Annotated in this window: 24 protein-coding genes; 15 read left to right on the forward strand and 9 right to left on the reverse strand. The window is 69.8% G+C overall.

Going from position 1 to position 24,053, the window contains the following annotated elements; all coding sequences use genetic code 11:
- Positions 1 to 117: 117 nt before the first annotated feature.
- The 4 genes from ED92_RS43430 to ED92_RS27335 all read left to right on the forward strand — a co-directional run bounded on the left by ED92_RS43430 (position 118) and on the right by ED92_RS27335 (position 4,984).
- Entirely contained in the window at positions 118 to 612 is a 495-nt protein-coding gene (locus tag ED92_RS43430) for a LysM peptidoglycan-binding domain-containing protein (RefSeq protein ID WP_037343290.1), read from the forward strand.
- A gap of 301 nt (positions 613 to 913) precedes the next feature.
- On the forward strand, positions 914 to 1,402 hold the full coding sequence (gene nrdR / locus ED92_RS27325; RefSeq protein WP_034311932.1) for a transcriptional regulator NrdR: 489 nt from the start codon (positions 914 to 916) through the stop codon (positions 1,400 to 1,402).
- Positions 1,403 to 1,436: 34 nt separating this feature from the next.
- Positions 1,437 to 4,253 carry a vitamin B12-dependent ribonucleotide reductase gene (locus ED92_RS27330; protein ID WP_037343291.1) on the forward strand — a complete coding sequence of 939 codons (2,817 nt, stop codon included), beginning with the start codon at positions 1,437 to 1,439 and terminating at the stop codon, positions 4,251 to 4,253.
- A gap of 80 nt (positions 4,254 to 4,333) precedes the next feature.
- The gene (locus ED92_RS27335) at positions 4,334 to 4,984 is read left to right on the forward strand and encodes a hypothetical protein (protein ID WP_037343292.1); all 651 of its coding nucleotides are present in this window, start codon (positions 4,334 to 4,336) and stop codon (positions 4,982 to 4,984) included.
- Here the strand turns inward: ED92_RS27335 and ED92_RS27340 are convergent.
- From ED92_RS27340 to ED92_RS27350, 3 genes are read right to left on the reverse strand one after another with little or no spacing between them, the layout of a single operon-like run.
- Entirely contained in the window at positions 4,972 to 5,328 is a 357-nt protein-coding gene (locus tag ED92_RS27340; protein ID WP_037343294.1) for a DoxX family protein, read from the reverse strand. The two genes, ED92_RS27335 and ED92_RS27340, sit on opposite strands and share 13 nt — an antisense overlap.
- Before the next feature lie 39 nt (positions 5,329 to 5,367).
- Positions 5,368 to 6,417, reverse strand: a complete 1,050-nt coding sequence (locus tag ED92_RS27345; RefSeq protein WP_037343296.1) for a DUF2293 domain-containing protein — start codon at positions 6,415 to 6,417, stop codon at positions 5,368 to 5,370.
- Positions 6,418 to 6,435: 18 nt separating this feature from the next.
- Positions 6,436 to 7,035 carry an ABATE domain-containing protein gene (locus tag ED92_RS27350; protein ID WP_037343299.1) on the reverse strand — a complete coding sequence of 200 codons (600 nt, stop codon included), beginning with the start codon at positions 7,033 to 7,035 and terminating at the stop codon, positions 6,436 to 6,438.
- 55 nt (positions 7,036 to 7,090) lie between these two features.
- Here ED92_RS27350 and ED92_RS27355 point away from each other — a divergent pair, with 55 nt between their 5' ends.
- Positions 7,091 to 7,489 (forward strand): SRPBCC domain-containing protein, encoded by a 399-nt coding sequence (locus ED92_RS27355; RefSeq protein ID WP_037343302.1) that lies wholly within the window; start codon positions 7,091 to 7,093, stop codon positions 7,487 to 7,489.
- Here ED92_RS27355 and ED92_RS27360 read toward each other — a convergent pair whose 3' ends face one another.
- Positions 7,490 to 8,074 (reverse strand): TetR/AcrR family transcriptional regulator, encoded by a 585-nt coding sequence (locus ED92_RS27360; protein ID WP_037343305.1) that lies wholly within the window; start codon positions 8,072 to 8,074, stop codon positions 7,490 to 7,492.
- Between the two features lie 94 nt (positions 8,075 to 8,168).
- On the opposite strand from ED92_RS27360, the gene ED92_RS27365 reads away from it, so the two are divergent.
- Together ED92_RS27365 and ED92_RS27370 are read left to right on the forward strand one after the other, a co-directional pair.
- Positions 8,169 to 8,816, forward strand: coding sequence for an FMN-dependent NADH-azoreductase (locus tag ED92_RS27365; protein WP_037343306.1), 648 nt, complete (start codon positions 8,169 to 8,171; stop codon positions 8,814 to 8,816).
- Positions 8,816 to 9,130, forward strand: a complete 315-nt coding sequence (locus ED92_RS27370; protein WP_037343307.1) for a multidrug efflux SMR transporter — start codon at positions 8,816 to 8,818, stop codon at positions 9,128 to 9,130. Before ED92_RS27365 ends, ED92_RS27370 begins: the two co-directional genes overlap by 1 nt.
- A gap of 65 nt (positions 9,131 to 9,195) precedes the next feature.
- Here the strand turns inward: ED92_RS27370 and ED92_RS27375 are convergent, their stop codons facing one another.
- Positions 9,196 to 11,202: a prolyl oligopeptidase family protein gene (locus ED92_RS27375; RefSeq protein ID WP_037343308.1), complete on the reverse strand. Its 2,007-nt coding sequence runs from the start codon at positions 11,200 to 11,202 to the stop codon at positions 9,196 to 9,198.
- An 85-nt stretch (positions 11,203 to 11,287) separates the two neighbouring features.
- On the opposite strand from ED92_RS27375, the gene ED92_RS27380 reads away from it, so the two are divergent.
- From ED92_RS27380 to ED92_RS27390, 3 genes are read left to right on the forward strand one after another with little or no spacing between them, the layout of a single operon-like run.
- Positions 11,288 to 12,208 carry a neutral zinc metallopeptidase gene (locus ED92_RS27380; protein ID WP_037343310.1) on the forward strand — a complete coding sequence of 307 codons (921 nt, stop codon included), beginning with the start codon at positions 11,288 to 11,290 and terminating at the stop codon, positions 12,206 to 12,208.
- The gene (locus ED92_RS27385; RefSeq protein ID WP_037343313.1) at positions 12,205 to 12,687 is read left to right on the forward strand and encodes a hypothetical protein; all 483 of its coding nucleotides are present in this window, start codon (positions 12,205 to 12,207) and stop codon (positions 12,685 to 12,687) included. The genes ED92_RS27380 and ED92_RS27385 overlap by 4 nt, the downstream gene beginning before the upstream one ends.
- A gap of 47 nt (positions 12,688 to 12,734) precedes the next feature.
- The gene (locus tag ED92_RS27390; RefSeq protein WP_037343317.1) at positions 12,735 to 13,166 is read left to right on the forward strand and encodes a CBS domain-containing protein; all 432 of its coding nucleotides are present in this window, start codon (positions 12,735 to 12,737) and stop codon (positions 13,164 to 13,166) included.
- A gap of 81 nt (positions 13,167 to 13,247) precedes the next feature.
- Here ED92_RS27390 and ED92_RS27395 read toward each other — a convergent pair whose 3' ends face one another.
- Positions 13,248 to 14,813, reverse strand: coding sequence for a DUF4139 domain-containing protein (locus ED92_RS27395; protein ID WP_037343320.1), 1,566 nt, complete (start codon positions 14,811 to 14,813; stop codon positions 13,248 to 13,250).
- A gap of 83 nt (positions 14,814 to 14,896) precedes the next feature.
- Here ED92_RS27395 and ED92_RS27400 point away from each other — a divergent pair, with 83 nt between their 5' ends.
- The 3 genes from ED92_RS27400 (at position 14,897) to ED92_RS27410 (ending at position 18,933) form a co-directional block, all read left to right on the forward strand.
- Entirely contained in the window at positions 14,897 to 16,708 is a 1,812-nt protein-coding gene (locus tag ED92_RS27400) for a Xaa-Pro dipeptidyl-peptidase (protein WP_037343324.1), read from the forward strand.
- A gap of 156 nt (positions 16,709 to 16,864) precedes the next feature.
- A complete protein-coding gene (locus tag ED92_RS27405; RefSeq protein ID WP_037343326.1) occupies positions 16,865 to 17,719 on the forward strand; it encodes a M23 family metallopeptidase in 855 nt (284 codons plus the stop codon).
- Between the two features lie 149 nt (positions 17,720 to 17,868).
- Positions 17,869 to 18,933: a DUF4192 domain-containing protein gene (locus ED92_RS27410; RefSeq protein WP_037343329.1), complete on the forward strand. Its 1,065-nt coding sequence runs from the start codon at positions 17,869 to 17,871 to the stop codon at positions 18,931 to 18,933.
- On the opposite strand, the gene galE is transcribed toward ED92_RS27410, so the two are convergent.
- The 3 genes from galE to ED92_RS27425 form a co-directional block, all read right to left on the reverse strand.
- The gene (gene galE / locus ED92_RS27415) at positions 18,908 to 19,861 is read right to left on the reverse strand and encodes a UDP-glucose 4-epimerase GalE (RefSeq protein ID WP_143202595.1); all 954 of its coding nucleotides are present in this window, start codon (positions 19,859 to 19,861) and stop codon (positions 18,908 to 18,910) included. The two genes, ED92_RS27410 and galE, sit on opposite strands and share 26 nt — an antisense overlap.
- 117 nt (positions 19,862 to 19,978) lie before the next feature.
- Positions 19,979 to 21,160, reverse strand: coding sequence for a galactokinase (galK, locus tag ED92_RS27420; RefSeq protein WP_037343332.1), 1,182 nt, complete (start codon positions 21,158 to 21,160; stop codon positions 19,979 to 19,981).
- Positions 21,157 to 21,876, reverse strand: a complete 720-nt coding sequence (locus tag ED92_RS27425; protein WP_016332755.1) for a metal-dependent transcriptional regulator — start codon at positions 21,874 to 21,876, stop codon at positions 21,157 to 21,159. Before ED92_RS27425 ends, galK begins: the two co-directional genes overlap by 4 nt.
- 108 nt (positions 21,877 to 21,984) lie before the next feature.
- Here ED92_RS27425 and ED92_RS27430 point away from each other — a divergent pair, with 108 nt between their 5' ends.
- On the forward strand, positions 21,985 to 22,833 hold the full coding sequence (locus ED92_RS27430; RefSeq protein WP_037343335.1) for a sulfurtransferase: 849 nt from the start codon (positions 21,985 to 21,987) through the stop codon (positions 22,831 to 22,833).
- Positions 22,834 to 22,880: 47 nt separating this feature from the next.
- A complete protein-coding gene (locus ED92_RS27435) occupies positions 22,881 to 24,053 on the forward strand; it encodes an acetoin utilization protein AcuC (protein WP_037343337.1) in 1,173 nt (390 codons plus the stop codon).

A 24,053-nucleotide genomic window follows, 5' to 3' on the forward strand; every position in this document is an offset into this window, starting at 1 on the left:
ATTTTTGTCGGTGGAAGGTGGTACACATTCGCACGGGCGTTCGATAGAACGCGTGTTCGATCTTGATGCCGGGTCCCGGCCCGGCGGCGAGTGCAGCAGGACTGCGAGGAGGTTCCGATGTCGATTCTGGCCGATCGAGGACTGGTGCGGCCCAGTTCCCCCGGGCCCGTTCCGGCAGGGGCGGCCCGGCCCGTGCGGGTGGTGCGGGGCAGGCGTGCCGAGCCCTTGCGTCCGCCGACCAGGGCGCGGGTCGTGGCGGGCCGTCGCCCCGGCGTCGCCACCGTCGCCCCGGCGTGCCCGGCGCCGCGGCGGCTCCCGCTCAGGTGGCCGTCGCTCGTCGGGATGGCCTTGCTCGTCGCCGGGGTCATCACCGGATTGGGTCTGTTCTTGGCCGGTGTTCCCGGCGCCGCGGTGCCCGAACGGACCACCACGGTGTCCGTTTCCGCGGGCGAGACGCTGACGGAGATCGCGGCACGGTTCGCGCCAGGCAGTGACACCGGCGCGGTCGTCGCCAAGATCAAGGAGCTCAACTCCCTGGAAAACGCCGTCCTCGTACCCGGGCTGCCGCTCACGGTGCCCGTCGCGGCCGAGGTCGCGGAAGGCGGGAGGTGATCCCGAAGGGCGCTCTCACCCGTCGTGGGTGAGCTCCTCTTTCGTGTCTGATCGACCCGGCCGTTGCGCTTGCGTGCGTCCGACCAGCGATCTAGTCTCCACCGCTATATGTAGTAGTTACATGGCTGTAGTTGGTCCATAGCTTGGGGTAGACTCGGTACCAGTTGTCCACAGCTGGCCGGTGTTCACCCACCGGATGTCCACAGATCGATCCACATGTCGATCTTTTCCGTCGTTGCGTGGCGACGGGAGCGGGCGTCCACTCGGGACCGGCCGGCGCGGAGGGGAAGGTGATCGGCGGATGAGGTGCCCGTTCTGCCGGCATGCGGACTCTCGGGTCGTCGACTCCCGAGAGGTGGATGAGGGTCAGGCGATCCGGCGGAGGCGCTCCTGCGCCGCTTGCGGCCGGCGCTTCACCACTTCGGAGACGATGGTGCTCGCCGTCGTCAAACGATCCGGGGTCACCGAGCAGTTCAGCCGGGACAAGGTGGTCCGGGGGGTGCGCCGCGCCTGCCAGGGCAGGCCGGTCGACGACGACGCGTTGCAGCAGCTCGCGCAGCGGGTCGAGGAATCGATCCGGTCGGCGGGGCTGGCGGAGATCCCGAGTCACGAGGTCGGCCTGGCGATCCTGGGCCCCCTGCGCGAACTCGACGGCGTCGCCTATCTCCGGTTCGCCAGTGTCTACCGCTCCTTCTCCTCGGTCGAGGACTTCGAGAAGGAGATCTCGGACCTCCGCGAGGCCATGGCTGCCACACCGGACGAGAGCGATCAAGACGCGAAAGACGGCTGATGCCGCCTCCCGCGTGGGAGTGAGGGAAAGACCCATGACCGAGACCGTGGGAACAGGCAACCCGGCCACAGCGCGGACGAACGGGAAGAAGAAGCAGGCGGGCGGGCTCACCGTGCGCCGCGTCTTCACCACCGAGGGCGTCCACCCGTACGACCAGGTCACCTGGGAGAACCGGGACGTCGTGATGACGAACTGGCGCGACGGCACGGTCAACTTCGAGCAGCGCGGTGTCGAGTTCCCCGACTTCTGGTCGGTCAACGCGACGAACATCGTCACGAGCAAGTACTTCCGCGGTGCCGTGGGGACGCCTCAGCGCGAGCAGAGCCTGAAGCAGCTGATCGACCGCGTCGTCCACTCCTACGTCAACGCCGGCCGCGAACACGGTTACTTCGCGAGCCCCGCCGACGCCGAGGTCTTCGAACACGAGCTGACCTGGATGCTGCTGCACCAGGTGTTCAGCTTCAACTCGCCGGTGTGGTTCAACGTCGGCACGACGTCGAAGCAGCAGGTCAGCGCGTGCTTCATCCTCGCGGTCGACGACACCATGGAGTCGATCCTCAACTGGTACCGCGAAGAGGGCCTGATCTTCAAGGGCGGCTCTGGTGCCGGCTTGAACCTCTCCCGCATCCGGTCCTCGCGTGAGCTGCTGTCCTCCGGTGGCACCGCGTCCGGTCCGGTCTCCTTCATGCGCGGCGCCGACGCCTCCGCGGGCACCATCAAATCCGGCGGCGCCACCCGGCGCGCGGCGAAGATGGTCGTGCTCGACGTCGACCACCCGGACGTCGAGGAGTTCGTGCAGACCAAGGCCCGCGAAGAGGAGAAGATCAAGGTCCTCCGCGACGCCGGGTTCGACATGGACCTGTCCGGCTCGGACATCGCCTCCGTCCAGTACCAGAACGCGAACAACTCGGTCCGCGTGTCCGACGAGTTCATGCAGGCCGTCGAGACCGAGGGCGACTTCGGCCTGCGCTCCCGGACGACCGGCGAGGTCATCGACCGGGTCGACGCGAAGAAGCTGTTCCGCACCATCGCGCAGGCCGCCTGGGAATGCGCCGACCCGGGGCTGCAGTACGACGGCACGATCAACGATTGGCACACCTGCCCCGAATCGGGCCGGATCACCGCGTCCAACCCGTGTTCGGAGTACATGCACCTGGACAACTCCAGCTGCAACCTCGCCTCGCTGAACCTGCTCAAGTTCGCCACCGAGGACGGCGGTTTCGACGCGCCGCTGTTCGCGAAGGCCGTCGAGCTGGTCATCACCGCGATGGACATCTCGATCTGCTTCGCCGACTTCCCGACCGAGGCGATCGGCGACACCACCCGCAAGTTCCGCCAGCTGGGCATCGGTTACGCGAACCTCGGCGCGCTGCTCATGGCGCTCGGCCACGCGTACGACTCCGACGGCGGCCGCGCGCTCGCCGCCGCGATCACGTCGCTGATGACCGGCGTCTCGTACCGGCGTTCCGCGGAACTCGCCGCGGTCGTCGGGCCGTACGAGGGCTATGCGCGCAACGCCGAGGCGCACCAGCGGGTCATGCGCAAGCACGCCGCCGCCAACGAACTCGTGCGGACCTACCACTCGAACGACGCCGCGGTCCGCGCGCTCGCGACCCAGGAATGGAAGCGCGGCATCGAACTGGGCGAGAAGAGCGGCTGGCGCAACGCGCAGGCCTCCGTGCTCGCGCCCACCGGCACCATCGGCTTCATGATGGACTGCGACACGACCGGCATCGAGCCGGACTTCTCGCTGGTCAAGTTCAAGAAGCTGGTCGGCGGCGGCTCGATGCAGATCGTCAACCAGACCATCCCGCGCGCGCTGGCCGCGCTCGGTTACCAGGGCGAGCAGATCGAAGCGATCGTCGAATACATCGCTCAGCACGGCCATGTCGTCGACGCCCCCGGCCTGCGCCAGGAGCACTACGAAGTGTTCGACTGCGCGGTGGGGGAGCGGTCCATCGCGCCGATGGGACACGTCCGGATGATGGCCGCGGTGCAGCCGTTCCTGTCGGGCGCGATCTCCAAGACGGTCAACATGCCGGAGTCGGCGACCGTCGAAGAGGTCGAGGAGATCTACTTCCAGGGCTGGAAGTACGGCCTCAAGGCGCTCGCGATCTACCGCGACAACTGCAAGGTCGGCCAGCCGCTGTCCAGCGGCAAGAAGGAGAAGGCCGAGCCCGAGGCCGAAAAGGTCGTCGAGTACCGGCCGGTCCGCAAGCGCCTGCCGAAGAAGCGCCCGAGCCAGACGGTGTCGTTCACCGTCGGCGGCGCCGAGGGCTACCTGCACGCCGGTTCGTACCCGGACGACGGCCTCGGCGAGATCTTCGTGAAGCTCGGCAAGCAGGGGTCGACCCTTTCGGGCGTGATGGACGCGTTCTCGATGTCGATCTCCGTCGGCCTGCAGCACGGGATCCCGCTGGAGTTCTACGTTTCGAAGTTCTCCAACCTGCGTTTCGAGCCCGCCGGCATGACCGACGACCCGGACATCCGGATCGCCACCAGCGTCATGGACTACCTGTTCCGCAGGCTGGCTCTGGACTACCTGCCGTACGAGAAGCGTTCGCAGCTCGGCATCTTCACCGCCGACGAACGTTCGGCGCAGGTCGAAGCGAGCTACGGCACCGCTCCCGCCGCGGAACCGGAGAACGTCGACATCGACGCCCTCCGGTCCACTGTGGACTCCTCGTCCGCTGAGCCCGCCAAGGTCGCGCACTCGACGGCGGAACTGGTGGAGTTGAACCTGGGCACCGCTTCCGACGCGCCGCTCTGCATGACCTGCGGCACCAAGATGCGGCCCGCCGGTTCGTGCTACGCCTGCGAAGGGTGCGGAGCGACCTCCGGCTGCAGCTAGATCAAAGCGAATGTCATGAAAGGGCCGTTCAGGACGATATATGTCCTGAACGGCCCTTTCATGACACCGGAGGCGCGTGCGTGACCATCGTTGATCCTTTCGGCACACTCAAGCAGGCGCTCTGGATCTGCGGCGGGCAATGGGCGGGCAAGTCCACCGTCTCCCGCCTGCTCGCCCGCCGTCACGGCATCACCGTCTACCACTACGACTTCCACGACGCCCGCGCCCATCAGGACCGCCGCATCGCCCACCGCGTCCGGAACGGTTCGCCCGTCGAGGATCCCGACCCCGAGACCGTCTGGGTCGAGACGACACCCGAACGGATGGCCGCCGACACGATCGCCGGTTTCCCGACCCGGTTCGCCTGGGCGCTGGACGATCTGCGCGCGCTGGTGTCCGGGCGCCCGATCCTCGCCGAGGGCTGGGGGTTGCGCCCGGAACTGGTCGCGCCACTCCTGGAATCACCCCGGCGGATGATCGTGCTGGTGCCCACGGACGAGTTCCGCGAGCACCAGCTTCGTGTGCTGCCCCGTGCCGGGGCGGTGACACAGCGGGTCAGTGACCCCGAACGGGCGCAGCGCAACCGGATCGCGCGAGACCGGCTCGTCGGCGAGGACGCCGTCCGGAGCGCGGAAAGGTTAGGGATCCGGGTGCTGTGGGTCGACGGCTCGAAAGACGCCGAGGCGATCGCGGATGTCGTCGCCGGGCACTTCGCTCCCTACCTGGCCTGAGCGAGATCCAGGACCAGGACGACCGCGGCCAGCGCCAGGAGTCCGCCCGGGACGATCATGTTGCCGAAAACGCGGGCGCGCACATGCGCGACGACCGCGCCGATGTAGAACAGCACGAGTCCGGTGGCCGCGGCGGCCCCGAGGTACGGGACCCCGAACAGGCCGAGGATCAGCCCCGCCGCGCCCGCGGCCTTCACCAGCCCCAGGGGCACGATCCAGGAACGGGGTACGTCGACGGCGGCGGAATTCTCGAGAACGAACGGGGCATGGACGAAATCGGCGATCGCCGCCCCGGCGTTGAGGGCGATCGTCACGATGGCCACGATGAGGTATGCGGTGAACATGCCCCGTGGACGAGGCCCGCGCCCGGAACGTGACAGCGGTCAGGAACGCCAGCGGTCGAGCACCGCGTCGATGGCGGGCCGGATGCGGTCGCGGGCGGCCTGGCGTTCAACTCCTGCCATGAGGAGGTCGTCGTACTCGGTGTCCAGATGCCGGATCGAGGCGACGACGGCGAGGAACACCGCTCGTTCGGCCAGTTCCCGTCCGGCGGCGGACCGGCCCACCCGGCCGCTGCCGCGCAGGCCCGCGTGTTCGGCGATGGCGCGTGCCCGGTCCGGCGGGCAGCCGGGGAACATCTCGGTGATCGCGGTGTGGAACCGGGCGGTGAACTCGACGTCTTCGTGGGCGCGGCGTTCCCGATCGCGGCCACGGCGCCGTTCCCGGATGTCCTCGTCGGCGAGGCATTGTTCCTCGGCGGCGCGCAGTGCCGCTTCTTCGACCAGGATCCCTTGCCGCTCATGGCGTTTCCGCGACCGGTTGAACTTGGTGACGACGGCCGAAAGCCGGCTCGCCTTCTTCGCGCGGCGGGTCAGGGTGGCGTCGCCGGAGGGCAGGAAGACCAGGTGGCCGAGGTCGGCGCAGTCGAGGCAATGCGGCTTTTCGTTCTCCGCGAACCACAGGTCGCCGGTGCCGCCGCAGTCGGCGCACGTCCAATCCCGCAGTGCCACCGACACCATGAGATCGGGTGCTTTCCGTTGCCTTGCTTCGACTTGCGCGCGTTTGGCTTCGGACAGTCCCGGCATGATCCAGTGCGTCCGGAACAGCGGTTCGAGACCGGCGAGCTCGCCGGAGGTCACCTGGAGGGCCGTCCGGTCCCGGGTCGCACCGACATGCTCGATCTCCGACGCTTCGAGGCCGTTCGCCGCGGCCCAGCGTTGCAGGGCGCCGAGCGCGAAGGTCAGCTTCTCCGGTGCCACCGACAGCGCCCCCGTCAGCACGGGGATCCGGCCGCGCTGCCAGGCGTCGACGACGTTCTCCGAGAGCCAGCCGATGCCGGTGAGGATGCCGAGCGCGGTCACCGACTTCTTTTTGGCCAGCAGCTTTTCCGCCGTCTCGACGACGCGTTGCTCCAGTTTCGCTTCACCCTGCATCGCCGGGAATCCTAGCGATCACGCGGTTTCGGTCCGGGCCCGGTACGCCCGGATCTTGGCGCGGTTGCCGCAGCGCTCCATCGAGCACCAGCGGCGGTTGCCCGACCGCGAGGTGTCGAAGAACAGCAGATAGCAGTCGCTCGCGGAACATTCGCGGACGCGGCCGGAGCGTTCGCCCGCGACCAGGCCGATGGCGTCGCGGGCGACGGCGCCGAGGAGTTGCTTCCCGGTGACGGGTGGCGCCCAGGCGAGCCGCCGGGTCTCCGGGTCCACGAGCGGCCTCGGGGTGGCTTCGGTCGCGCTGTTCAGCACGGCGAGGTCGCCGGCCGACGGTGCTTCGCCCCGGGCGAGGGCGGGTGCGACGCGGTAGAGCGTGTCCCGCAGTTCCTTGAGCGCGGTGAGTTCGGCGGGCCGGATCCGGACGTCGGTCAGGGGAGCGGTCAGCGCCAGCCGGGAGCCGGTGAACCAGTCGGCGAGGGCGGACGGCGTATGCGCGATCTCATAACGCTCGTACGGGCCGGGGCCGCCGGTCAGCATGAGTTCGAGGCTGAGGCTGCCCGGGTCGAACCGGTACCGCTCGCCCTGGGCGTTGACGAGCACTCTTGTTCCCGGAGTCATGTAACCACTATAGTCGGTTTCAGAAACCAGGTAAGACGGTTACAGCGGAGGCGTGATGATCGGCAAGACGAAGGACGCGGGCTGGGAGATCGGCGTGTCCAAGACGGTGGCGTATCCGCTGGACGAGGTTTGGGAGTACCTCTCGGGTCCGGGCCTGGCGGCCTGGCTGGGCGAAGTGTCGCTGGAGCCGGAGAAGGGCGCGCCGTACGAGACGGCCGAGGGCACCGTCGGCGAGGTCCGCGGGTACCGCGAACGCGAGAAGATCCGTCTCACCTGGCGGCCGAAGGACTGGGATCACGAGAGCACGGTCCAGGTCGGGCTCCGTCCGGCCGGGCCGGGCAAGACGACCGTGGTCTTCCACCAGGAGCGGCTGACCGGCCCGGAAGAGCGCGCCGCGCAGCGCGAGCACTGGCAGGCCGTGATGAAGCTGGTCGTCGACGGTCTCGCCGGCTGATCAGGAGAACGTTCGCCGGGCGAGCTCGGCCAGGGTGTCGGTGATCCGTTCGACGCTCAGGCCGAGCTCGCCTGTTTGATGCAGGAACACTTCGACGGCGAGCGGCGCCAGCAGGACGTCGGCGAGCACGTCCGGATCCGGGGCGCCCGCCTGCTCCGCGAGATGCCGGACATGGGTGCGCCACAGCCGGTACGGCCCGATGGTGAACCGCGAGTGCCCGACCTCGGTGCCGAGGACGAGATGAGCGTGCCGGGCGAGCAATCCGATCATCGCCGCGTAGAACGCGGCCAGCCGCTCGGCGGGCGGCGCGCCGGGCCCCAGCGGGGGAGGGCCGGTGAGCAGCCGCTCCTGGAGTTCCCGCTCGTGTTCGTCCAGCAGGGCCACGGCGATCGCCGAGCGGTCCGGGTAGCGGCGGTACAGCGTCGCGCGGCCGACTCCGGCCGCTTTGGCGATGTCCTCCATGGTGATGTCAGCCGCCGGACGTGCGGCGAAGAGCCCTTCGGCGGCCTCCAGGATCTTCGCGCGGTTACGGGCGGCGTCCGAACGTTCCCGTCCCGGACCGTTCGCGAGCAGATCTTCCGGCATGTTTCGCAGCCTAGGGAATATCCGGACGCGGCGTCCACTTGTACCCGGCGAAGCAAGTGGACGCCGTGTCCACTTCCTGGTCCCGGAGGCCCCGATGAGCCACCTTCTCCACCTCGACTCCAGTGCCCGCAGCGCGTCGTTCTCCCGCGAGCTGAGTGCCCGGTTCGCCGGCGCCTGGCGTGCCGCGAACCCGGGCGCGGCCTACACCTACCGCGACCTGGCCGCCGACCCGGTGCCGCCGATCGGCCAGGCCTGGACCGAGATCTGCGACGCCCTCCTCCAGGCGGGGATCACGGATCCGGAGGGGTACGCCTCCGTGGTGAAGACGCCGGAGCAGCGCGAAGCCTGGGCGGTCATCGAGCCGCTGCTGGCCGAACTGCTCGCCGCCGACGTCGTGCTGATCGGCGCGCCGATGTACAACTTCTCGATCCCCGCGACGCTCAAGCTGTGGATCGACCAGGTGACGTTCCCGAAGATGTCCTTGGCGGGCAAGGCTTTCGTGGTCGCGGGAGCGCGCGGCGGCACGTACCTGCCGGGTACGCCGCGCGAGCCGGTCGACCACCACGAGCGCTACCTGCGCGATTTCTTCGCCGGGCACTACGACGTCCGGGACGTCACCTTCCTGCACTCCGAACTGACGAACGCCCTGGTCGACCCGCGGCTGAGCCCGCGTGACGCCGACCGGATCGCGTCGCGGGAGCAGGCGCTCCTCGGCGCCGAAAAGGCTGGGAGGGAAGTCTGATGGGCTGGGGAATCCTGCTCCTGGCGGGAGCCGTCGAGGTCGCCTGGTCGCAGAGCATCAAGCCGACGGAGAACTTCACCCGGTTCTGGCCGACCGTGCTGTGCTTCGTGCTCGGCGTCGCCGCGGTGTACCTGCTGTCGAAGGCGATGGACTCGATCCCGGTGGGGACCGCGTACGCCGTTTTCACCGGGATCGGCGCGGTGGGCGCGATCGTGTTCGGCATCGTGATCCACAAGGACCCGGTCAGCTTCGGCCGGTTCGCGGCGATGGCGCTGATCGTCGGAGGGGTGGTGCTCGCGAAGGTGACCGAGTGAGCTCCGAGTGTCATGAAAGGGCCGTTCAGGACATCTTTCGTCCTGAACGGCCCTTTCATGACATGTCAGGCGAGCTTCTCCCACAGGAACTCGAACATCAGCGCCCATTTGAACGCCAGCTGCTCGTTGTCGGCCGCCGCGCCGTGCCCGCCCTCGATGTTCTCGTGGTACCGCACGTCGTGCCCCTGCTCCGCCATCCGCGCCACCATCTTGCGCGCGTGCGCGGGATGCACCCGGTCGTCGCGGGTGGAGGTGACGAACAGGACCGGCGGGTACGCGCGGTCCGCGTGGACGTTCTGGTACGGCGAGTACTTCCCGATGAAGTCCCATTCCGCCGGATCGTCGGGGTCGCCGTATTCGGCCATCCACGACGCCCCCGCGAGGAGCTTGTGGTACCGCTTCATGTCCAGCAGCGGGACCTGGCTCACGATCGCGCCGAACAGGTGCGGATAGCGCGTCAGCATGACACCCATCAGCAGCCCGCCGTTGCTGCCGCCCTGGATCCCGAGCCGGGACGGCTCGCTGATCCCGCGCTCGACGAGATCGGCGGCGACGGCCGAGAAGTCCTCGTACACCTTGTACCGCTTGGCTTTGGTCACCGAGGTGTGCCAGTCCGGCCCGTATTCGCCGCCACCGCGGATGTTCGCGACGACGTACGTGCCGCCTCGCGCGAGCCAGCCGCGGCCGATGATGCCGCTGTAGCCGGGGGTCAGTGAGACCTCGAAGCCGCCGTAGCCGGTCAGCAGCGTCGGGCCGCCTTCGGCACCGGAGGGGCGTACGACGAAGTACGGGATCTTCGTGCCGTCTTCGGACGTCGCGAAGTACTGCGAGACCGTCATGCCTTCGCTGTCGAAGAACGACGGAGCCCGCTTGAGGACCTCGACGTCACCGCCGACGTGCCCATAGCTCAGGGTCGACGGCTGGGTGTAACCGCTGGAGTCGAGCAGGTATTCGTCGCTGACGTCGGGGTCCGTGCCGGTGATCTGCGCGGTGCCCAGTTCCGGGGCGCCGGCGAGCGGCCGGGAGGTCCAGCCTTCGGACGGCGTGAGCACGTGAAGTTCCGTCCGGACGTCGGACAGCGTCGAGAGCAGCAGGTGGTTGTGCGTCCACGCCCAGTACTCCAGCGACGTGTGCGCGTCCGGCGTGAACAACGTCGTGAAGGTGCGCTCGCCCGCCATGAACGCGTCGAAGCCGGACGCGAGCAGGGTGCCGGAGGGGTACGTCGTGCCTTCGACGGTCCAGTCCGAGCGAAGCCGGATCAGTAGCCACTCGCGGTGCGAGGACGTCTGGGCGTCTTCGGGGACCTCGATGCGGTCGAGACCGGCGGCCGTCCGGACATACCTTTCCGTGCGGTAGAAGTCGACCGACCGGTAGACGAAGTCGCGCTCCCAGCCCTCGGTCGGGTCGTGGTGCGCGGACACCGAGACGTCGTCCGGTTTGCCCTCGAAGACCACCGTCGCCTCTTCGAGCGGCGTGCCGCGACGCCATTCCTTCGCCAGCCGCGGATAGCCCGAACTGGTCAGCGTCCCCGGACCGAAGTCGGTGCCGACGTAGACGCGGTCCTGGTCGATCCAGCCGATCCTGGTCTTGGCCTCGGGGACGAAGAACCCGTCGTCGACGAAACGGCGCTCGTCGAGGTCGTACTCGCGGACCACGGTCGCGTCGGCGCCTCCGCGCGACAGTTCGACCAATGCGCGGTGATACCCCGGACGGAGGACGGCCGCGCCCTGCCACACCCAGTTCTCGCCGTCGGCCTCGGCCAGGGCGTCGACGTCGAGCAGGAGTTCCCACTCCGGGTCGTCGAGCCGGTACTGCTCCAGGGTGGTGCGGCGCCACAGGCCGCGGGGGTTGGCCGAGTCCTGCCAGAAGTTGTACAGATATTCGCCGCGGCGCCGGATGTACGGGATCCGGTCGTCGGCGTCGAGGACCTCGCGGACCTCGTCACGGATCCCGGCGAACCGCTCGCCGGTGGACAGTTCCGCCAGCGCCTCGGCGTTGCGGGCTCGCACCCAGTCCAGCGCTGCTTCGCCGGTCACGTCTTCCAGCCACAGGTACGGGTCCTCGTCACTCATGCCCACAGTCTCGCCGGGTGCTCCGTCCCGGCGCCACCAGGTGTGGCATTCCGTATGCTGTGGGCTCGCACGTTTGGGGGACACCATGACCGGCACCGACGAGGTACCCAGACCGTTCGCGCCCTCGCCGCCTCGCCGGAACCTGGGGGCGGCCGTCGTCGGTCTGCTCATCGTCGCCGCGCTGACCACCACCGGGATGGCGATGGCGGGCGGGCCGCGGAAGATCGACGGTCAAGCCCTCCCGGCGTCCGGTGTGTACACCTCCGAAGGGGCGAAAGCGCCCGCCGGGAACGCGAAACCCGCGCCGAAGGAGGTGCGGGAACTGGAGACGAACCCGCTGCTGGCGGAGGGGATCGCGCTCGGTGCCGTCACCTGCCGGCTGCCCGCGATCAGCCGCGAGCCCGCGAAACTGGAGACGTACTACAAGACCTTCGTGTCCTGTCTCGCCGAATCCTGGAAACCCGCCTTGGACCAGGCGAACGAACCCGCGCTGACGGTGACCGTGCAGGTGACGCTGCCCGAGACCAGCGCGTGCGGAAAGGCGCCGAGCGAGAACGAGGCCGTCGCCTACTACTGCGGCGGCGACACCACGATCTACGCGCCGACCCAGTGGATGCTGGGCGACGCGGGTCTCGAACGGTCCCGTCATCTCGCGACGATGGCCCACGAATACGGGCACCACATCCAGCGGTCCAGCGGGATCCTGTCGGCGGCCGCGGAGAAGATGTCGTCGCCGGGCGAGGACAGCCCGGCCGACAAGGAACTCGTCCGCCGCATCGAACTGCAGGCGAACTGTTTCGGCGCGCTCGCCCTCGCGGCCGCCGCCGGGCGCGGTTCGATCAGCAAGTCGCTGGCCAACGCGGCACTCGACGACTACGGCCGCGCAGACGACAGCGACACCCACGGCAGCCGTCGTAACCAGCTGAAATGGGCGAAGGCCGGGTTCTCCGGGAAGACGACGTCGGCGTGCAACACCTGGGCGGCGCCCGCTTCGGACGTCAAATGACCGACGAGGTGATGGCCGAGATCAACACCGGCCTCCAGGCGCACATCTCCGGTGACCGCGCCGGCGCGCGCGAGAGGTTCGCGGCGTTGTGGGAACGGATCGGCGAGGACGGCGACCCGCTGCACCGGTGCGCGCTCGCGCACTACATGGCCGACGTGTGCGACGACCCGGCCGACGAACTCGCCTGGGATCTCCGCGCGCTCGCGGCGGCCGATTCCCTCACCGACGAACGTGCCAAGGAGTACCACGCGACGCTCGCCGTACGCGGGTTCTACCCCTCGCTGCACCTGAACCTCGCCGAGGATTACCGCAAACTCGGTGATCACGAGTCCGCGAAGAAGCACTGGGCGCTCGGGCGGGAAACACTCGGCGCGCTCGGCGACGACCCTTACGGCCTGGGGATCATCGAGGCCTACGACGCGCTCGCCACCCGGCTCGGTCTCGAACCGGACTCTCCGGACTTTCGCGCACGGCGGTGAGGCCATAACCTGGAGTGACTCAGGTCACCCATCCGGGAGGAGCGCGTATGCGGATTTCCGATCTGTTGCGGAACAAGGGGGCGGCCGTCGCGACCGTCTCGCCGGAGACGAACGTAACCGAACTGCTCGAGAGACTGGCGGAGCACAACGTCGGCGCCTTGGTGGTCGTCGACCCCGAGGGCGGGATCGTCGGGATCGTCTCCGAACGGGACGTGGTGCGGCGGCTCAACGAGCGCGGACCCCAGCTGCTCGACGGATCGGTGTCCGCGATCATGACGAAGATGGTCGCGAGCTGCACCCCCGAGGATTCGGTGGACCAGCTGTCGGTCCTGATGACCGAACGCCGGATCCGGCACGTCCCGGTCGTGGTGGACGGCAGGCTGGCGGGGATCGTGAGTATCGGCGACGTCGTGAAGACCCGGATGGAACAGCTGGAGCAGAGCCAGGAACAGCTGGAGGCGTACATCTCGCAGGGCTGACCCCGGTCCGGTCCGTGCAATGAAAGGTCCTTTCCTTGCAAATTTCGCAAGGAAAGGACCTTTCATTGCATCCGGAGACGGCTACTCGCGCCACCCCGACAGCTCGACCCCCTTCGCGACGTCCACCCGGTACCCGAGCGTCACGACGCCCTTCGCGCCCGAAGCGAGCGTCAGCCGCCACGTGAACTCGCCCAGCTCGGTCCGCTCCACCGGCTCCGGCGTGGTGCGCACGTCCCGGACGGTGATCGCGTCGTCCCGGGAGACCGGTGCCTGGTCCAGGACGGTCACGACGGCTTCGCGCGGGCTGTGGTTGACGATCGTCGTGGTGTACGCGGCTTCCCGTTTGCGGACGCCGGACAGCGTCGCCTTGCTCGCCGTGCGGTGCGTGAGTTCGCGCTCGATCCGGATCCGGTCGTCCACGCCGAGGGCGAGTTCGAGTTCCTCGCCCGGCGCCCAGACGTCCAGCCGCGTGGTGCCGACGAACTCCGTCTCGTGGAACACCGAAGCCTTCCCCGGCCGCAGCGTGTGCTCCGAAGTGTTGACCACCGTCGCCCGCAGGAACGCCTCCGGGGACACCGTCGGAGCGGTGACGTAGCCCAGTTTCGCCGTCAGCTCCAGTTGGGCGAGCGTCGTGCGGTGGCCCTGCGCCCCCGACGGCACCGCCACCGGGCGGCTCGGCCGGTAGGTGACCGCGGTGGTGCCCTGTTCGACGGACGCCGTCAGCGCGGCCATCGGGGGGCCGGCGGGCGCCGGCATGCCCGCCGCCTCCGGCATCCCGCCACCCGCGGGCGACGCGCTGCCGTACGCCGCGCGCGCCATCAACGGCTGGACCGGACGCACGCGGTCGAGGAACCAGGGTTCGAGCTCCGGTACTTCGACGGTGTTCGCCGGCCGCGCGGTCGAGAGGGCCAGGTCGCATTCCGGCCAGTCCTCGCCGGTGTGCTGGGTGATCCGCCCGTACCAGGTCAGCGAGACGTCCTCGCCGCGGACACGCACGTCGTAGCCCGGCTCCCAGCTCGCGTTCGCGACCACATAGGACAGTTCGAGGCCGATCTCCGCCCCGTCCTCCCCGGGCTCCAGCTCGACCGTGACCGTCGCGCTGTCCACTTCGGACGCTCCTCGTTTCGCCTCGATCTCGCGGTCCAGCGCCTTGAGGTCGTCACGGAGCCGGGCGAGGCGGATGCCGAGTTCGCGGCGCTTGCCCAGAGCCTCGGCCAGCTGGGTGCCCAGCGCGTCGGTGACTTCGGCGACGCGGGGCGGCTCCGCCGTGCCGGCCGCGAGCGCCTTCGCGAAGCTCTTGCCGCTACGGGTCGCCAGGCCGGTCAGCAGTTCGACCTTCGCCGTCTCGGCGGAGACCGCGTCCGCGACCTCGTCGACCACCGCCTGATCGGCCTTGCGCTGTTCGGTCAGCGCGCGTAGTGAAGCGTCCGCGGGCGCGGGATGGCGCTCGACGGCGACGTCGACCCCGGCGATGACCGCCGGACCGGAACCGGTGACGCGGACCGAATCCGTGTCCAGGTTCCACGGCAGGCCCGCGAAGGCGAAACGCGTTTCCCCGTCGAGGGCCGCCGAAGCCCGCCTCGTGATCCGGGCGTGGTGCGGATAGACGGTGACGGCGACGATCGGTGCTTCCAGGGTGCTCGGCATGCCTCCGACGTTAGTCTCTTGACACCCGATCGGGTGGCCGGAAGCCTCAGCTTCGTCTTGCCCACCAGCCTTTTGGGGGTCTTGTGAGAGTCGCCAGGCTCGCCGCCCTGTTCACCGCCGTCCTGGTCCTTCCGGCGACGGCGTTGCCCGCCCAAGCCGACGCGCCGCCAACGCCGGTCTTCAAGGACGGCCAAGCCCAGCCGGTGTTCGACCCGGCGGACGTCATCCGGGAGAACGTCTGGGTCACCGCGCCGGTCGACAGCGACCACGACGGCAAGGACGACCTCGTGCACGCGGAGGTCGTGCGTCCTCGCGCGACACAGCAGGGCATGAAGGTCCCGGTCGTCTACCAGGCCAGCCCGTACTACGCGGGCGGCAACGACGTCGCGAACCACAACGTCGACGTGGAGCTGTACGTGCCCGGCGCGAAGCGCGCCCCGGCGGGCCCGCGGATCGCGACGAAGACCGTCGGCCCCAACGCGGCACCGATCAGCTGGCGCTACCAGGACTACTTCACCGCCCGCGGGTTCGCCGTGGTGTACGGGGAATCGCTCGGCAGCGGTCAGTCCACCGGCTGCCCGAGCACCGGCGACGTCAACGAGACCATCGGCGCGAAGTCCATTGTGGACTGGCTGAACGGCCGTGCGACGGCACGCGACGCGGCGGGCAAGGCCGCGGTCGCCGACTGGAGCACCGGCAAGACCGGCATGACGGGCGTCTCCTACAACGGGACGCTGCCCAACGCGGTGGCCAGCACCGGCGTCGAAGGGCTGGAGACGATCGTGCCGATCGCGGCGATCTCCAGCTGGTACGACTACTACCGCAACGACGGCGCCGTCGTTGCGGCCGGTGGTTTCCAGGGCGAGGACGCGGACGTGCTCGCGGATTACGTCTACACGCGCCAGGATCGCGCCGTTTGCCGTCCGTCGATCGACCGGATCGCCGTGGACCAGGACCGGGTGACCGGCGACTACAGCCGCTTCTGGGACGTGCGGAACTACCGCAACGACGTGAACAAGGTGCGGGCTTCGGTGCTCGTGGTGCACGGTCTCGGCGACTGGAACGTCAAGACCGACCAGGGCACCCGCTGGTACGAAATGCTCAAGGCGCGCGGTGTCGAGCACAAGATCTGGCTGCACCAGGCCGGGCACGCCGACCCGTACAGCCTCCGCCGCGACGTCTGGCTCGCCACGCTGAACAAGTGGATGTCGCACTACCTCTACGGCATCGACAACGGCATCGAGCGCGAGCCGAAGGCCACCATCCAGCGTGAGGACAAGTCGTGGGTGGACGAGCCGGAATGGCCGCTGCCCGGCACCCAGGACGTCAAGCTCTACCCGTGGCCCGGCGGTTCTTCGAAGGGCAAGCTCGACACGCGGAACCCCGTCCCGGGCAAGGCCGCCGTCGAGACGCTGGCGGACGACGCGGGCAAGACGATCGAACAGCTGGCGGCCGCCACGTCTTCGGGCAACCGCCTGCTGTACTCGACCACCGCGGCGAAGCAGCCCGTACGGCTTTCCGGAACCGTGAAGACCGACCTGTCGCTGTCCTTCGACAAGCCTGCCGCGAACGTGACCGCGGTGCTCCTCGACCGCGCCCCGGACGGGACGGCGAAAGTGATCACCCGGGGCTGGACCGACCCGCAGAACCGGCGCGACCCCGCCCGCACCGACCCGATCACCCCTGGTGAGAACTACAAGGTCGAGGTGGAACTGGTCGCGAAGGACTACCTGCTCGCGGCCGGGCACAAGATCGAGTTCCTGGTGGCCTCCAGCGACCACGACTACACGCTCCGGCCGAAGCCGGGCGCCGGTGTCTCGGTCGAACTGAACCGCACCACGCTGGTGCTGCCGGTGGCGGGCGGCAAACCCGCGCTGCGTGCCGCCTTCGGCTGATCAGGGCCGCGCTTTCCGGATGCCACGTCCCGCCCGGGACGTGGCATCCGGCGTTTCGGATGGAAAACGCCGACCCGACCTCGGGCTTGTACGGAAAATGTATTTCCCCCGGCTTTGCTCCGTCCTGTCCGGCTTCCCCACCTGATGGAGGTCTCCATGTCCAGGTTGCGCCGTTTCGCAGTGCTCGCCGCGGCCGCCGTCATCCCCGCGCTCGGCCTGACCCTCGCCGGTACGACGCAGGCGTCGGCCGCCCCGAACTTCCAGGTCCCCTTCAAATGCGGCGTCACGGTCACGGCGGCGACGTTCAGCGGGCACAGCCCGGCGAACTCGGTCGACTTCCAGAAGTCGGGGATCACCGGGATGCCGGTGCTGGCCTCGGCGGGCGGTACCGTCACCCGGGTCGCCAACGAAGGCAGCACGAGCTACGGGCGCTGGGTCGAGATCGACCACGGTGGCGGCTGGCGTACCCGCTACGCCCACCTGTCGACGCAGTCCGTCTCGGTCGGCCAGGCCGTCAGCCTCGGCAAGCAGATCGGCACGGCCGGCGCGACCGGCGGGGTGACCGGTCCGCACCTGCACTTCGAAGAGCGGCTCAACGGCGTGGTGCAGAAGGCGATGCTGAACGGGGTCGCGGTGCCGTACTACGGCCACACGAACTTCACCAGCAAGAACTCGTGCGGCGGCAACCCGTACGAGGCCACCGAGGTGTGCGGCAGCGGCTTCTCGGTCGTCGACTCGCAGGGGCTCGCGAACGGTTCGGGAACCGCGTACCTGCTGTACAACGCCTCGACCGGGGCCAACTGCGTCACCACGCTGAAGGCCGTTTCGCTCGGCACCGCCTCGCCGGTTTCGGCGTTCCTCGAGGTGCAGGGTTCGGCCCGCGTGACCGACTCGGGCAGCTTCACCTACTACGCCGGACCGGTGAAGAAGACGGCCGCCTCGACCTGCGTCAAGTGGGGCGGTTCGGTCGGATCGAACGCTTACGAGAGCCCGTTCGAACACTGCGGCTGATCCCTCGGAGCCGGACACTGTAGATCACCTCACCGACAGGATCGGCGTCCCACGATCGGTCCCGCGGCGGTTGTCCACAACGGTCCCGGCTGTCCACAGATCTGTCATGCCCCCACCCCGCGGCCCCATTCCCGCCGCAGGGTGGGGGCATGACCACTTCCACCCCGACCGGCAGGACCAAGGTCGATCTGACGGATCCGGCGGACCTGCTCGCCGCGATCCCGTACCTCCTCGGATTCCACCCCGAGGACTCCGTCGTCGTCTTCGGCCTGCGCGGCCCGGGACGGATGAAACAAGGCCTCGTCATGCGCGTGGACCTCCCGCCGCCCGGCCTGGAACAAGACCAGGCGCGTGACCTGGCGATCAGGCTCGCCGTGTCCGGCCACACCGGTGCCACCCTCGCGGTGGTCGGCGGTGGCGCCGCGAACAAGGCGGGGCGGCCACCGCGGCGCCGGTTCATCCGGCGCCTGGAAGCCTCGCTCGCCGAGTACGAGATCTCGGTGACACATGCGGTGTGGGCGCCCCGGATCGCCGCCGACGTGCGGTGGGGCTGTTACCGGGAGCGGACCTGTGGCGGGATCCTGCCGGATCCGCGGGACTCGGTGGCCGCAGCGGTCGTCACCGGCGCCGGGCACGTCACCCACGCGAGCCGGGACGAGGTCGAGCGGCTCTTCGACCCCGTCGCGCCGGAGACGCTCGCCAGACGTGCCGATCTGCTCACCAGGATGGCCGATCCGCCGTGGCGAGGGGAAGATCCCGTCCCGGCCGGAGTCGCCGAGGTGAACGCCGCCCTCACCCGCGCCGACAGCGGAGACCGGGCGATCAGCGACGACCAAGCCGTCCGGCTGGCCTGGGCGCTTTCCCTGGTCGAGGTTCGCGGCGCCTGTCTGCTCACGGCCGTCCCCGCGGACTCGTCGCTCGCCCGCGTGGCGGAGGACCTCTGGCTCATCCTGGCCCGGGAGCTCCCGGCACCCGAAGCGGCCGAGGCGCTCGTCCTGAAGGCGCACGCCGCCTACGTCCGAGGTGACCTGGCGACCGCCGGGATGGCCTTGGCCAGGGCCGCCGAGGCCGACCCCGGGCACCGGCTGGCGGAGCTGCTGAGCACGGCCCTCAACGCGATGGTGCCGCCGTCCGATCTGATCGAGGTGGTCCTGCGGCAGCAAGCCGCAGGACCACCGGAAATCAGGCTCAGACGTTCTGGCGGGACTGGGTGAACGCCCAGGCGTCGGCCACGATGCCGTCGAGGTCGGTGCGCTCGGGCTTCCAGCCGAGCTCGTCACCGGCCCGCTCGCTGGAGGCCACCAGCACCGACGGGTCGCCCGCGCGGCGCGGCGCGACCGCGGCGGGGATCTCGTGACCGGTGGTGCGGCGGCACGCCTCGATCACCTCGAGCACCGAGAAACCGGTGCCGCTGCCGAGGTTGTAGATGCGGTGTTCGCCGTCGGCCGCGTGCCGCAGGGCCAGCAGGTGCGCGTCGGCGAGGTCGACCACGTGGATGTAGTCGCGGATGGCGGTGCCGTCCGAAGTCGGGTAGTCGTCACCGAAGATCTGGATCCGCTCGCGGTCCCCGGTGGCGACCTGGAGCACGAGGGGGATCAGGTGGGTTTCGGTGGTGTGCCGCTCGCCGAAGGAGCCGTAGGCGCCGGCGACGTTGAAGTAGCGCAGGCTGACCGCGGCGATGCCGTGGGCGCGCGAGAACGACGTGATCGCGTGGTCGATGGCCAGCTTCGTCGCGCCGTAGGTGTTGGTCGGCTGGGTCGGCGCAGTCTCCGGGATGGGGGAGGACTCGGGTTCGCCGTAGGTGGCCGCGGTGGAGGAGAACACCAGCCGCTTCGTGCCGTGGTCGCGCATCGCCTCGAGCAGGCGGAGCGAGGTGAGGACGTTGCCTTCCCAGTACTTCGCCGGATCCGTCATCGATTCGCCCACCAGCGACTTGGCGGCGAAGTGGAGGACACCGTCGAAGCCGTCACCGAGCAGGCGCCGGGCGACCTCGGCGGCGTCACCCTCGACGAAGGTCGCGTCCGGGTGCACCGCGTCGGCGTGCCCGGTGGAGAGGTCGTCGACCACGGTGACGTCGTGCCCGGCCTCGATGAGGCGGGCCGCGCAGACGCTGCCCACATAACCGGCTCCGCCCGTCACCATCAGCTTCAGGGTCTTGGTCGGTTCGTCGGTCACGTTCGCGCCTTTCTGCTGCGGATGCGGTCGCGGCCCAGTGTCCTCGCCCCCGGGCACGGTGCGCGCCCGGGGGTGGTGCGGCGGCTAGAGCTCGTCGCGGCCCGCGCCACGCGACGGCACGGCGGTGAACAGCCTGGGGTGGCGCAGCTCCGCCGCTTCGTACGCGGCCTTCACCGCCCGGCCCACGGTGTCCACATCGGACTCGCGGACCAGCGCGATCGCCGACCCGCCGAAGCCGCCGCCGGTCATCCGCGCGCCGAGCGCCCCGGCTTCGCGGGCCGAATCGACGGCGAGGTCGAGTTCACGGGTGGAGATCCGGTAGTCGTCGCGCATGCTCACGTGCGAGGCGTCGAGCTGAGGGCCGATCTCGGTGATCCGGCCCGCCCGCAACAGGTCCACGGTGTCGAGGACGCGCTGGTTCTCCGTCACCACATGGCGCACCAGCGGCACGAGCTCGTCCGGCAGCTTGGCGAGGGCGGTGTCCAGCCCGTCGACGCCGATGTCCCGCAGCGCCTTCACTTCGAGCAGCTCCGCGGCGCGCTCACAGCCCCGGCGGCGTTCGCCGTAGCCGCCCTCGGCGTGCGAATGCTTCGTGCGGCTGTCCATGATCAGGATCCGGACGCCGGATTCCTCCAGCGGGAACGGCACCTGCTCCAGCTCGCCGGAACGGACGTCGAGGAACAGCACGTTCGATTCCGTGCAGCACAGGGAAGCGGTCTGGTCGAGCAGGCCGGTCGGCGCCCCGACGAAGTCGTTCTCCGAACGCTGCACCCAGCGGGCCACCTCGTGCAGGGTCGGCGCACCCGCGCCGGTCCCCGGGTTGATGCCCGCCAGCCCCAGGAGGGCGAGCGCGACGGCGCATTCGAGCGCGTGGGAGGAGGAAAGGCCAGCCCCCGAGGGCACGTTCCCCGCGAGCGCCACGTCCGCGCCGCCGGTGAGGCCCTGGTCCCGCAGGACCCACGCGACCCCGGCCGGGTACGCGGCCCACCCCTCCACCGAGCCGGGCCGCAGATCGGCGATGGTGAGCGGGCCGGATTCCTGGACCCGCCCGTCCGAGCCGAGGGTGGCCACGGTCAGCACACCGTCCTCGCGCGGCGACGCCGCGGCGGCGAGCCGGTGCGGGAGGGCGAACGGCAGCACGAAACCGTCGTTGTAGTCGGTGTGCTCACCGATCAGGTTCACCCGGCCCGGTGCGGACCAGACGCCGGCCGGAGCCCGGCCGTGGAGGTCCTGGAAGGTCTCCGCGGCGTCGGACGCGGCGCTCACCTGGCCTGCGCCAGCACGGCGTGCAACGCCGAGACGGGCACCTGCGCGGTGCTGCTCCCGCCGGTGACCTCGATGGTGCCGCCGGGCGCCGTCTTGCCGACCTTGACCCGGCTGCCGGGGACGATGCCGACCGACTTGAGCTCCGTCATGAGCGTCTCGTCCAGCTGCACGTGCTCGGCGATGCGGCGGATCTCGACCTCGCCGCCGCCCATGCGGGCGAACTCGTCGAGCCGCACGAGGTCGGCTTCGGCGGGCGGGGCGGGATCACCGTCGCCGAGCTTGTCCAGCCCCGGGATCGGGTTGCCGTAGGGCGACGTGGTCGGGTGGTCGAGCAGCTTCACCAGCTTGCGCTCGACGGCCTCGCTCATCACGTGTTCCCAGCGGCAGGCCTCGTTGTGGACGTGCTCCCATTCCAGGCCGATGACATCGACCAGGAGGCGCTCGGCCAGCCGGTGCTTGCGCATGACCGCGATGGCGAGCTCGCGACCGTGCTCGGTCAGCTGCAGGTGCCTGTCGTCCGCGACCACGACCAGTCCGTCGCGTTCCATCCTGGCGACGGTCTGGCTCACGGTCGGGCCGCTCTGCTGCAGCCGCTCCGCGATCCGGGCCCGCAGCGGGACGACACCTTCTTCTTCGAGCTCGTAGATGGTACGCAAGTACATCTCTGTGGTGTCGATGAGATCGTTCACGCTGTCCCCTTCGTCCGCGTTGCTCATCGTAGTCGCTGGCACCGACAGCGACGCAGGCGTGGGGAGAACAAGCACCGAGGCGGGAAAAGTCCCCCAAGCTGGGCATGGAGACGTGGGGCACGGGAAGATGGGCCCATGCGCCCCATGATCACCACCAGCGAACTCGCCGAGCGGCTCTCCGGGCCGGAATCCGCACGCTCCGTAGTCCTCGACGTCCGCTGGCGGCTCGCCGGGCCGCCCGGCGCCGATTCCTACCGTGAGGCGCATCTCCCGGGCGCGGTGTACGTCGACCTCGACACGGCGCTCGCCGGGGAGCCGGGGGAGGGCGGCCGTCACCCGTTGCCCGAGCCGGAGACGTTGCAGCGGCACCTGCGGGCGGCCGGGGTCCGCACCGGTCACCCGGTGGTGGTCTACGACGACTCCGACGGTTCGGTCGCGGCCCGGGCGTGGTGGCTGCTGCGCTGGGCCGGGCACGCCGAGGTCGCCGTGCTGGACGGCGGGTTCGCCGCGTGGGCGGAGGAAGAGCGCCCGCTCACCGACGAGATCCCGTCACCGGCGGAGGGCGACATCGTCGTCGAGCCGGGCGGCATGCCGGTGCTCGACGCGGCCGGGGCCGCCACACTCGCGAGGGACGGGCTGCTCTTCGACGCACGGGCGCGGCCGAGGTACGCGGGCGAGACCGAGCCGATCGACCCGCGCGCCGGGCATATCCCCGGCGCGGTCAACGCGCCCTTCTCCGGGCACGTCGGGGAGGACGGTCGCTGGCGTGATGCCTCGGAGCTGGCCGAGCGGTTCGAAGGGCTCGGCGTGGCCCCGGAGACACCGGTCGGTGTCTACTGTGGATCGGGCGTCACCGCCTCGTCCGTCGTGCTCGCGCTCGAGGTCGCCGGCCACCCGGAGCCCGCGGCGCTGTACGCGGGTTCGTGGTCGCACTGGTCCCGCGATCCGGAGCGCCCGGTGGCCACCGGGGATCTGCCCGGCTGACCCGCGGAACGGCGCACGAGCCGCGTCCGGGCACTAGAGTTCCGACCATGCGAGCACCGGCCGTCGTATGGGACTCCTCGCTGCTGGGTTACGACCTCGGCGGCGAGCATCCGTTCAATCCGGTGCGGCTCGAGCTGACCATCCGGCTCGCCACCGAACTCGGCGTGCTCGACGGGGTCGAACTGCTGATCCCCGGCCCGGCGGGCGAGGACGAGCTGCGCCGCGTGCACCTCGGCGAGTACATCGAGGCCGTCCGGCAGGCGCCGATGACCGGTGCCGATTTCGCGCACGGGCTCGGCACCGAGGACAACCCGGTGTTCACCGGGATGCACGAGGCCTCCGCGCTCGTCGTCGGCTCGACGCTGCTGGCCGCGCGGAAGATCGCCGAGGGCGAGGCGACCAGGGCGGTCAACATCGCCGGCGGCCTGCATCACGCGATGCCGGGCAAGGCGTCGGGCTTCTGCGTCTACAACGACTGCTCGGTCGCGATCTCGTGGTTGCTGGACCACGGCTTCGATCGCGTCGCGTACGTCGACACCGACGTCCACCACGGCGACGGCGTGCAGACGGCGTTCTACGACGACCCGCGGGTGCTGACCGTTTCCCTGCACCAGCACCCGTTCACGCTCTGGCCGGGCACGGGCTATTCGGCGGAGATCGGCAAGGGCGGGGCCGAGGGCACCTCGGTCAACCTGCCGCTGCCGCCCGGGACCCGTGACGGCGGCTGGCTGCGGGCGTTCGAGGCGGTGGTGCCGTCGCTGCTGGAGCAGTTCCGGCCGCAGATCCTCGTCACCCAATGCGGCGTCGACTCGCACGAAGAAGACCCGCTGGCGGACCTCTCGCTTTCCGTGGACGGCCATCGCGCCATCTACCGCAGGCTGCGCGAACTGGCCGAGACGCATACCGATGGCCGCTGGCTGGCCGTCGGCGGCGGTGGCTACCAGCTGATCCGGGTGGTGCCCCGGTCCTGGACCCATCTGCTCGCCACCGTGCTCGACCGCGACGTCGACCCGGCGACGTCGCTGCCGCCGAACTGGGTCGCGTCGATCTCCAGGGCGGCGCCGAAGGCCGAGATCCCGCCCGGCATGTCCGACGACCGCGACACCGCCTTCGTCCCGTGGGGAGACGGCGAGGACGAACCGGTCGACATCGCCATCCGCGACACCCGCCGCGCGATCTTCCCCCTGCACGGCCTCGATCCGGACGATCCGAGGGACTGA

The organism is Amycolatopsis sp. MJM2582, from assembly GCF_000754115.1.
In the GTDB taxonomy this organism is placed as follows: Bacteria; Actinomycetota; Actinomycetes; order Mycobacteriales; family Pseudonocardiaceae; genus Amycolatopsis; species Amycolatopsis japonica.

Coding starts and splice junctions, on each gene's coding strand:
- ED92_RS43430 (WP_037343290.1), top strand. CDS start 118: ATGTCGATTCTGGCCGATCGAGGACTGGTGCGGCCCAGTTCCCCCGGG.
- nrdR (WP_034311932.1), top strand. CDS start 914: ATGAGGTGCCCGTTCTGCCGGCATGCGGACTCTCGGGTCGTCGACTCC.
- ED92_RS27330 (WP_037343291.1), top strand. CDS start 1,437: ATGACCGAGACCGTGGGAACAGGCAACCCGGCCACAGCGCGGACGAAC.
- ED92_RS27340 (WP_037343294.1), bottom strand. CDS start 5,328: ATGTTCACCGCATACCTCATCGTGGCCATCGTGACGATCGCCCTCAAC.
- ED92_RS27345 (WP_037343296.1), bottom strand. CDS start 6,417: ATGCAGGGTGAAGCGAAACTGGAGCAACGCGTCGTCGAGACGGCGGAA.
- ED92_RS27350 (WP_037343299.1), bottom strand. CDS start 7,035: ATGACTCCGGGAACAAGAGTGCTCGTCAACGCCCAGGGCGAGCGGTAC.
- ED92_RS27355 (WP_037343302.1), top strand. CDS start 7,091: ATGATCGGCAAGACGAAGGACGCGGGCTGGGAGATCGGCGTGTCCAAG.
- ED92_RS27360 (WP_037343305.1), bottom strand. CDS start 8,074: ATGCCGGAAGATCTGCTCGCGAACGGTCCGGGACGGGAACGTTCGGAC.
- ED92_RS27365 (WP_037343306.1), top strand. CDS start 8,169: ATGAGCCACCTTCTCCACCTCGACTCCAGTGCCCGCAGCGCGTCGTTC.
- ED92_RS27370 (WP_037343307.1), top strand. CDS start 8,816: ATGGGCTGGGGAATCCTGCTCCTGGCGGGAGCCGTCGAGGTCGCCTGG.
- ED92_RS27375 (WP_037343308.1), bottom strand. CDS start 11,202: ATGAGTGACGAGGACCCGTACCTGTGGCTGGAAGACGTGACCGGCGAA.
- ED92_RS27380 (WP_037343310.1), top strand. CDS start 11,288: ATGACCGGCACCGACGAGGTACCCAGACCGTTCGCGCCCTCGCCGCCT.
- ED92_RS27385 (WP_037343313.1), top strand. CDS start 12,205: ATGACCGACGAGGTGATGGCCGAGATCAACACCGGCCTCCAGGCGCAC.
- ED92_RS27390 (WP_037343317.1), top strand. CDS start 12,735: ATGCGGATTTCCGATCTGTTGCGGAACAAGGGGGCGGCCGTCGCGACC.
- ED92_RS27395 (WP_037343320.1), bottom strand. CDS start 14,813: ATGCCGAGCACCCTGGAAGCACCGATCGTCGCCGTCACCGTCTATCCG.
- ED92_RS27405 (WP_037343326.1), top strand. CDS start 16,865: ATGTCCAGGTTGCGCCGTTTCGCAGTGCTCGCCGCGGCCGCCGTCATC.
- ED92_RS27410 (WP_037343329.1), top strand. CDS start 17,869: ATGACCACTTCCACCCCGACCGGCAGGACCAAGGTCGATCTGACGGAT.
- galE (WP_143202595.1), bottom strand. CDS start 19,861: ATGGTGACGGGCGGAGCCGGTTATGTGGGCAGCGTCTGCGCGGCCCGC.
- ED92_RS27425 (WP_016332755.1), bottom strand. CDS start 21,876: ATGAGCAACGCGGACGAAGGGGACAGCGTGAACGATCTCATCGACACC.
- ED92_RS27430 (WP_037343335.1), top strand. CDS start 21,985: ATGCGCCCCATGATCACCACCAGCGAACTCGCCGAGCGGCTCTCCGGG.
- ED92_RS27435 (WP_037343337.1), top strand. CDS start 22,881: ATGCGAGCACCGGCCGTCGTATGGGACTCCTCGCTGCTGGGTTACGAC.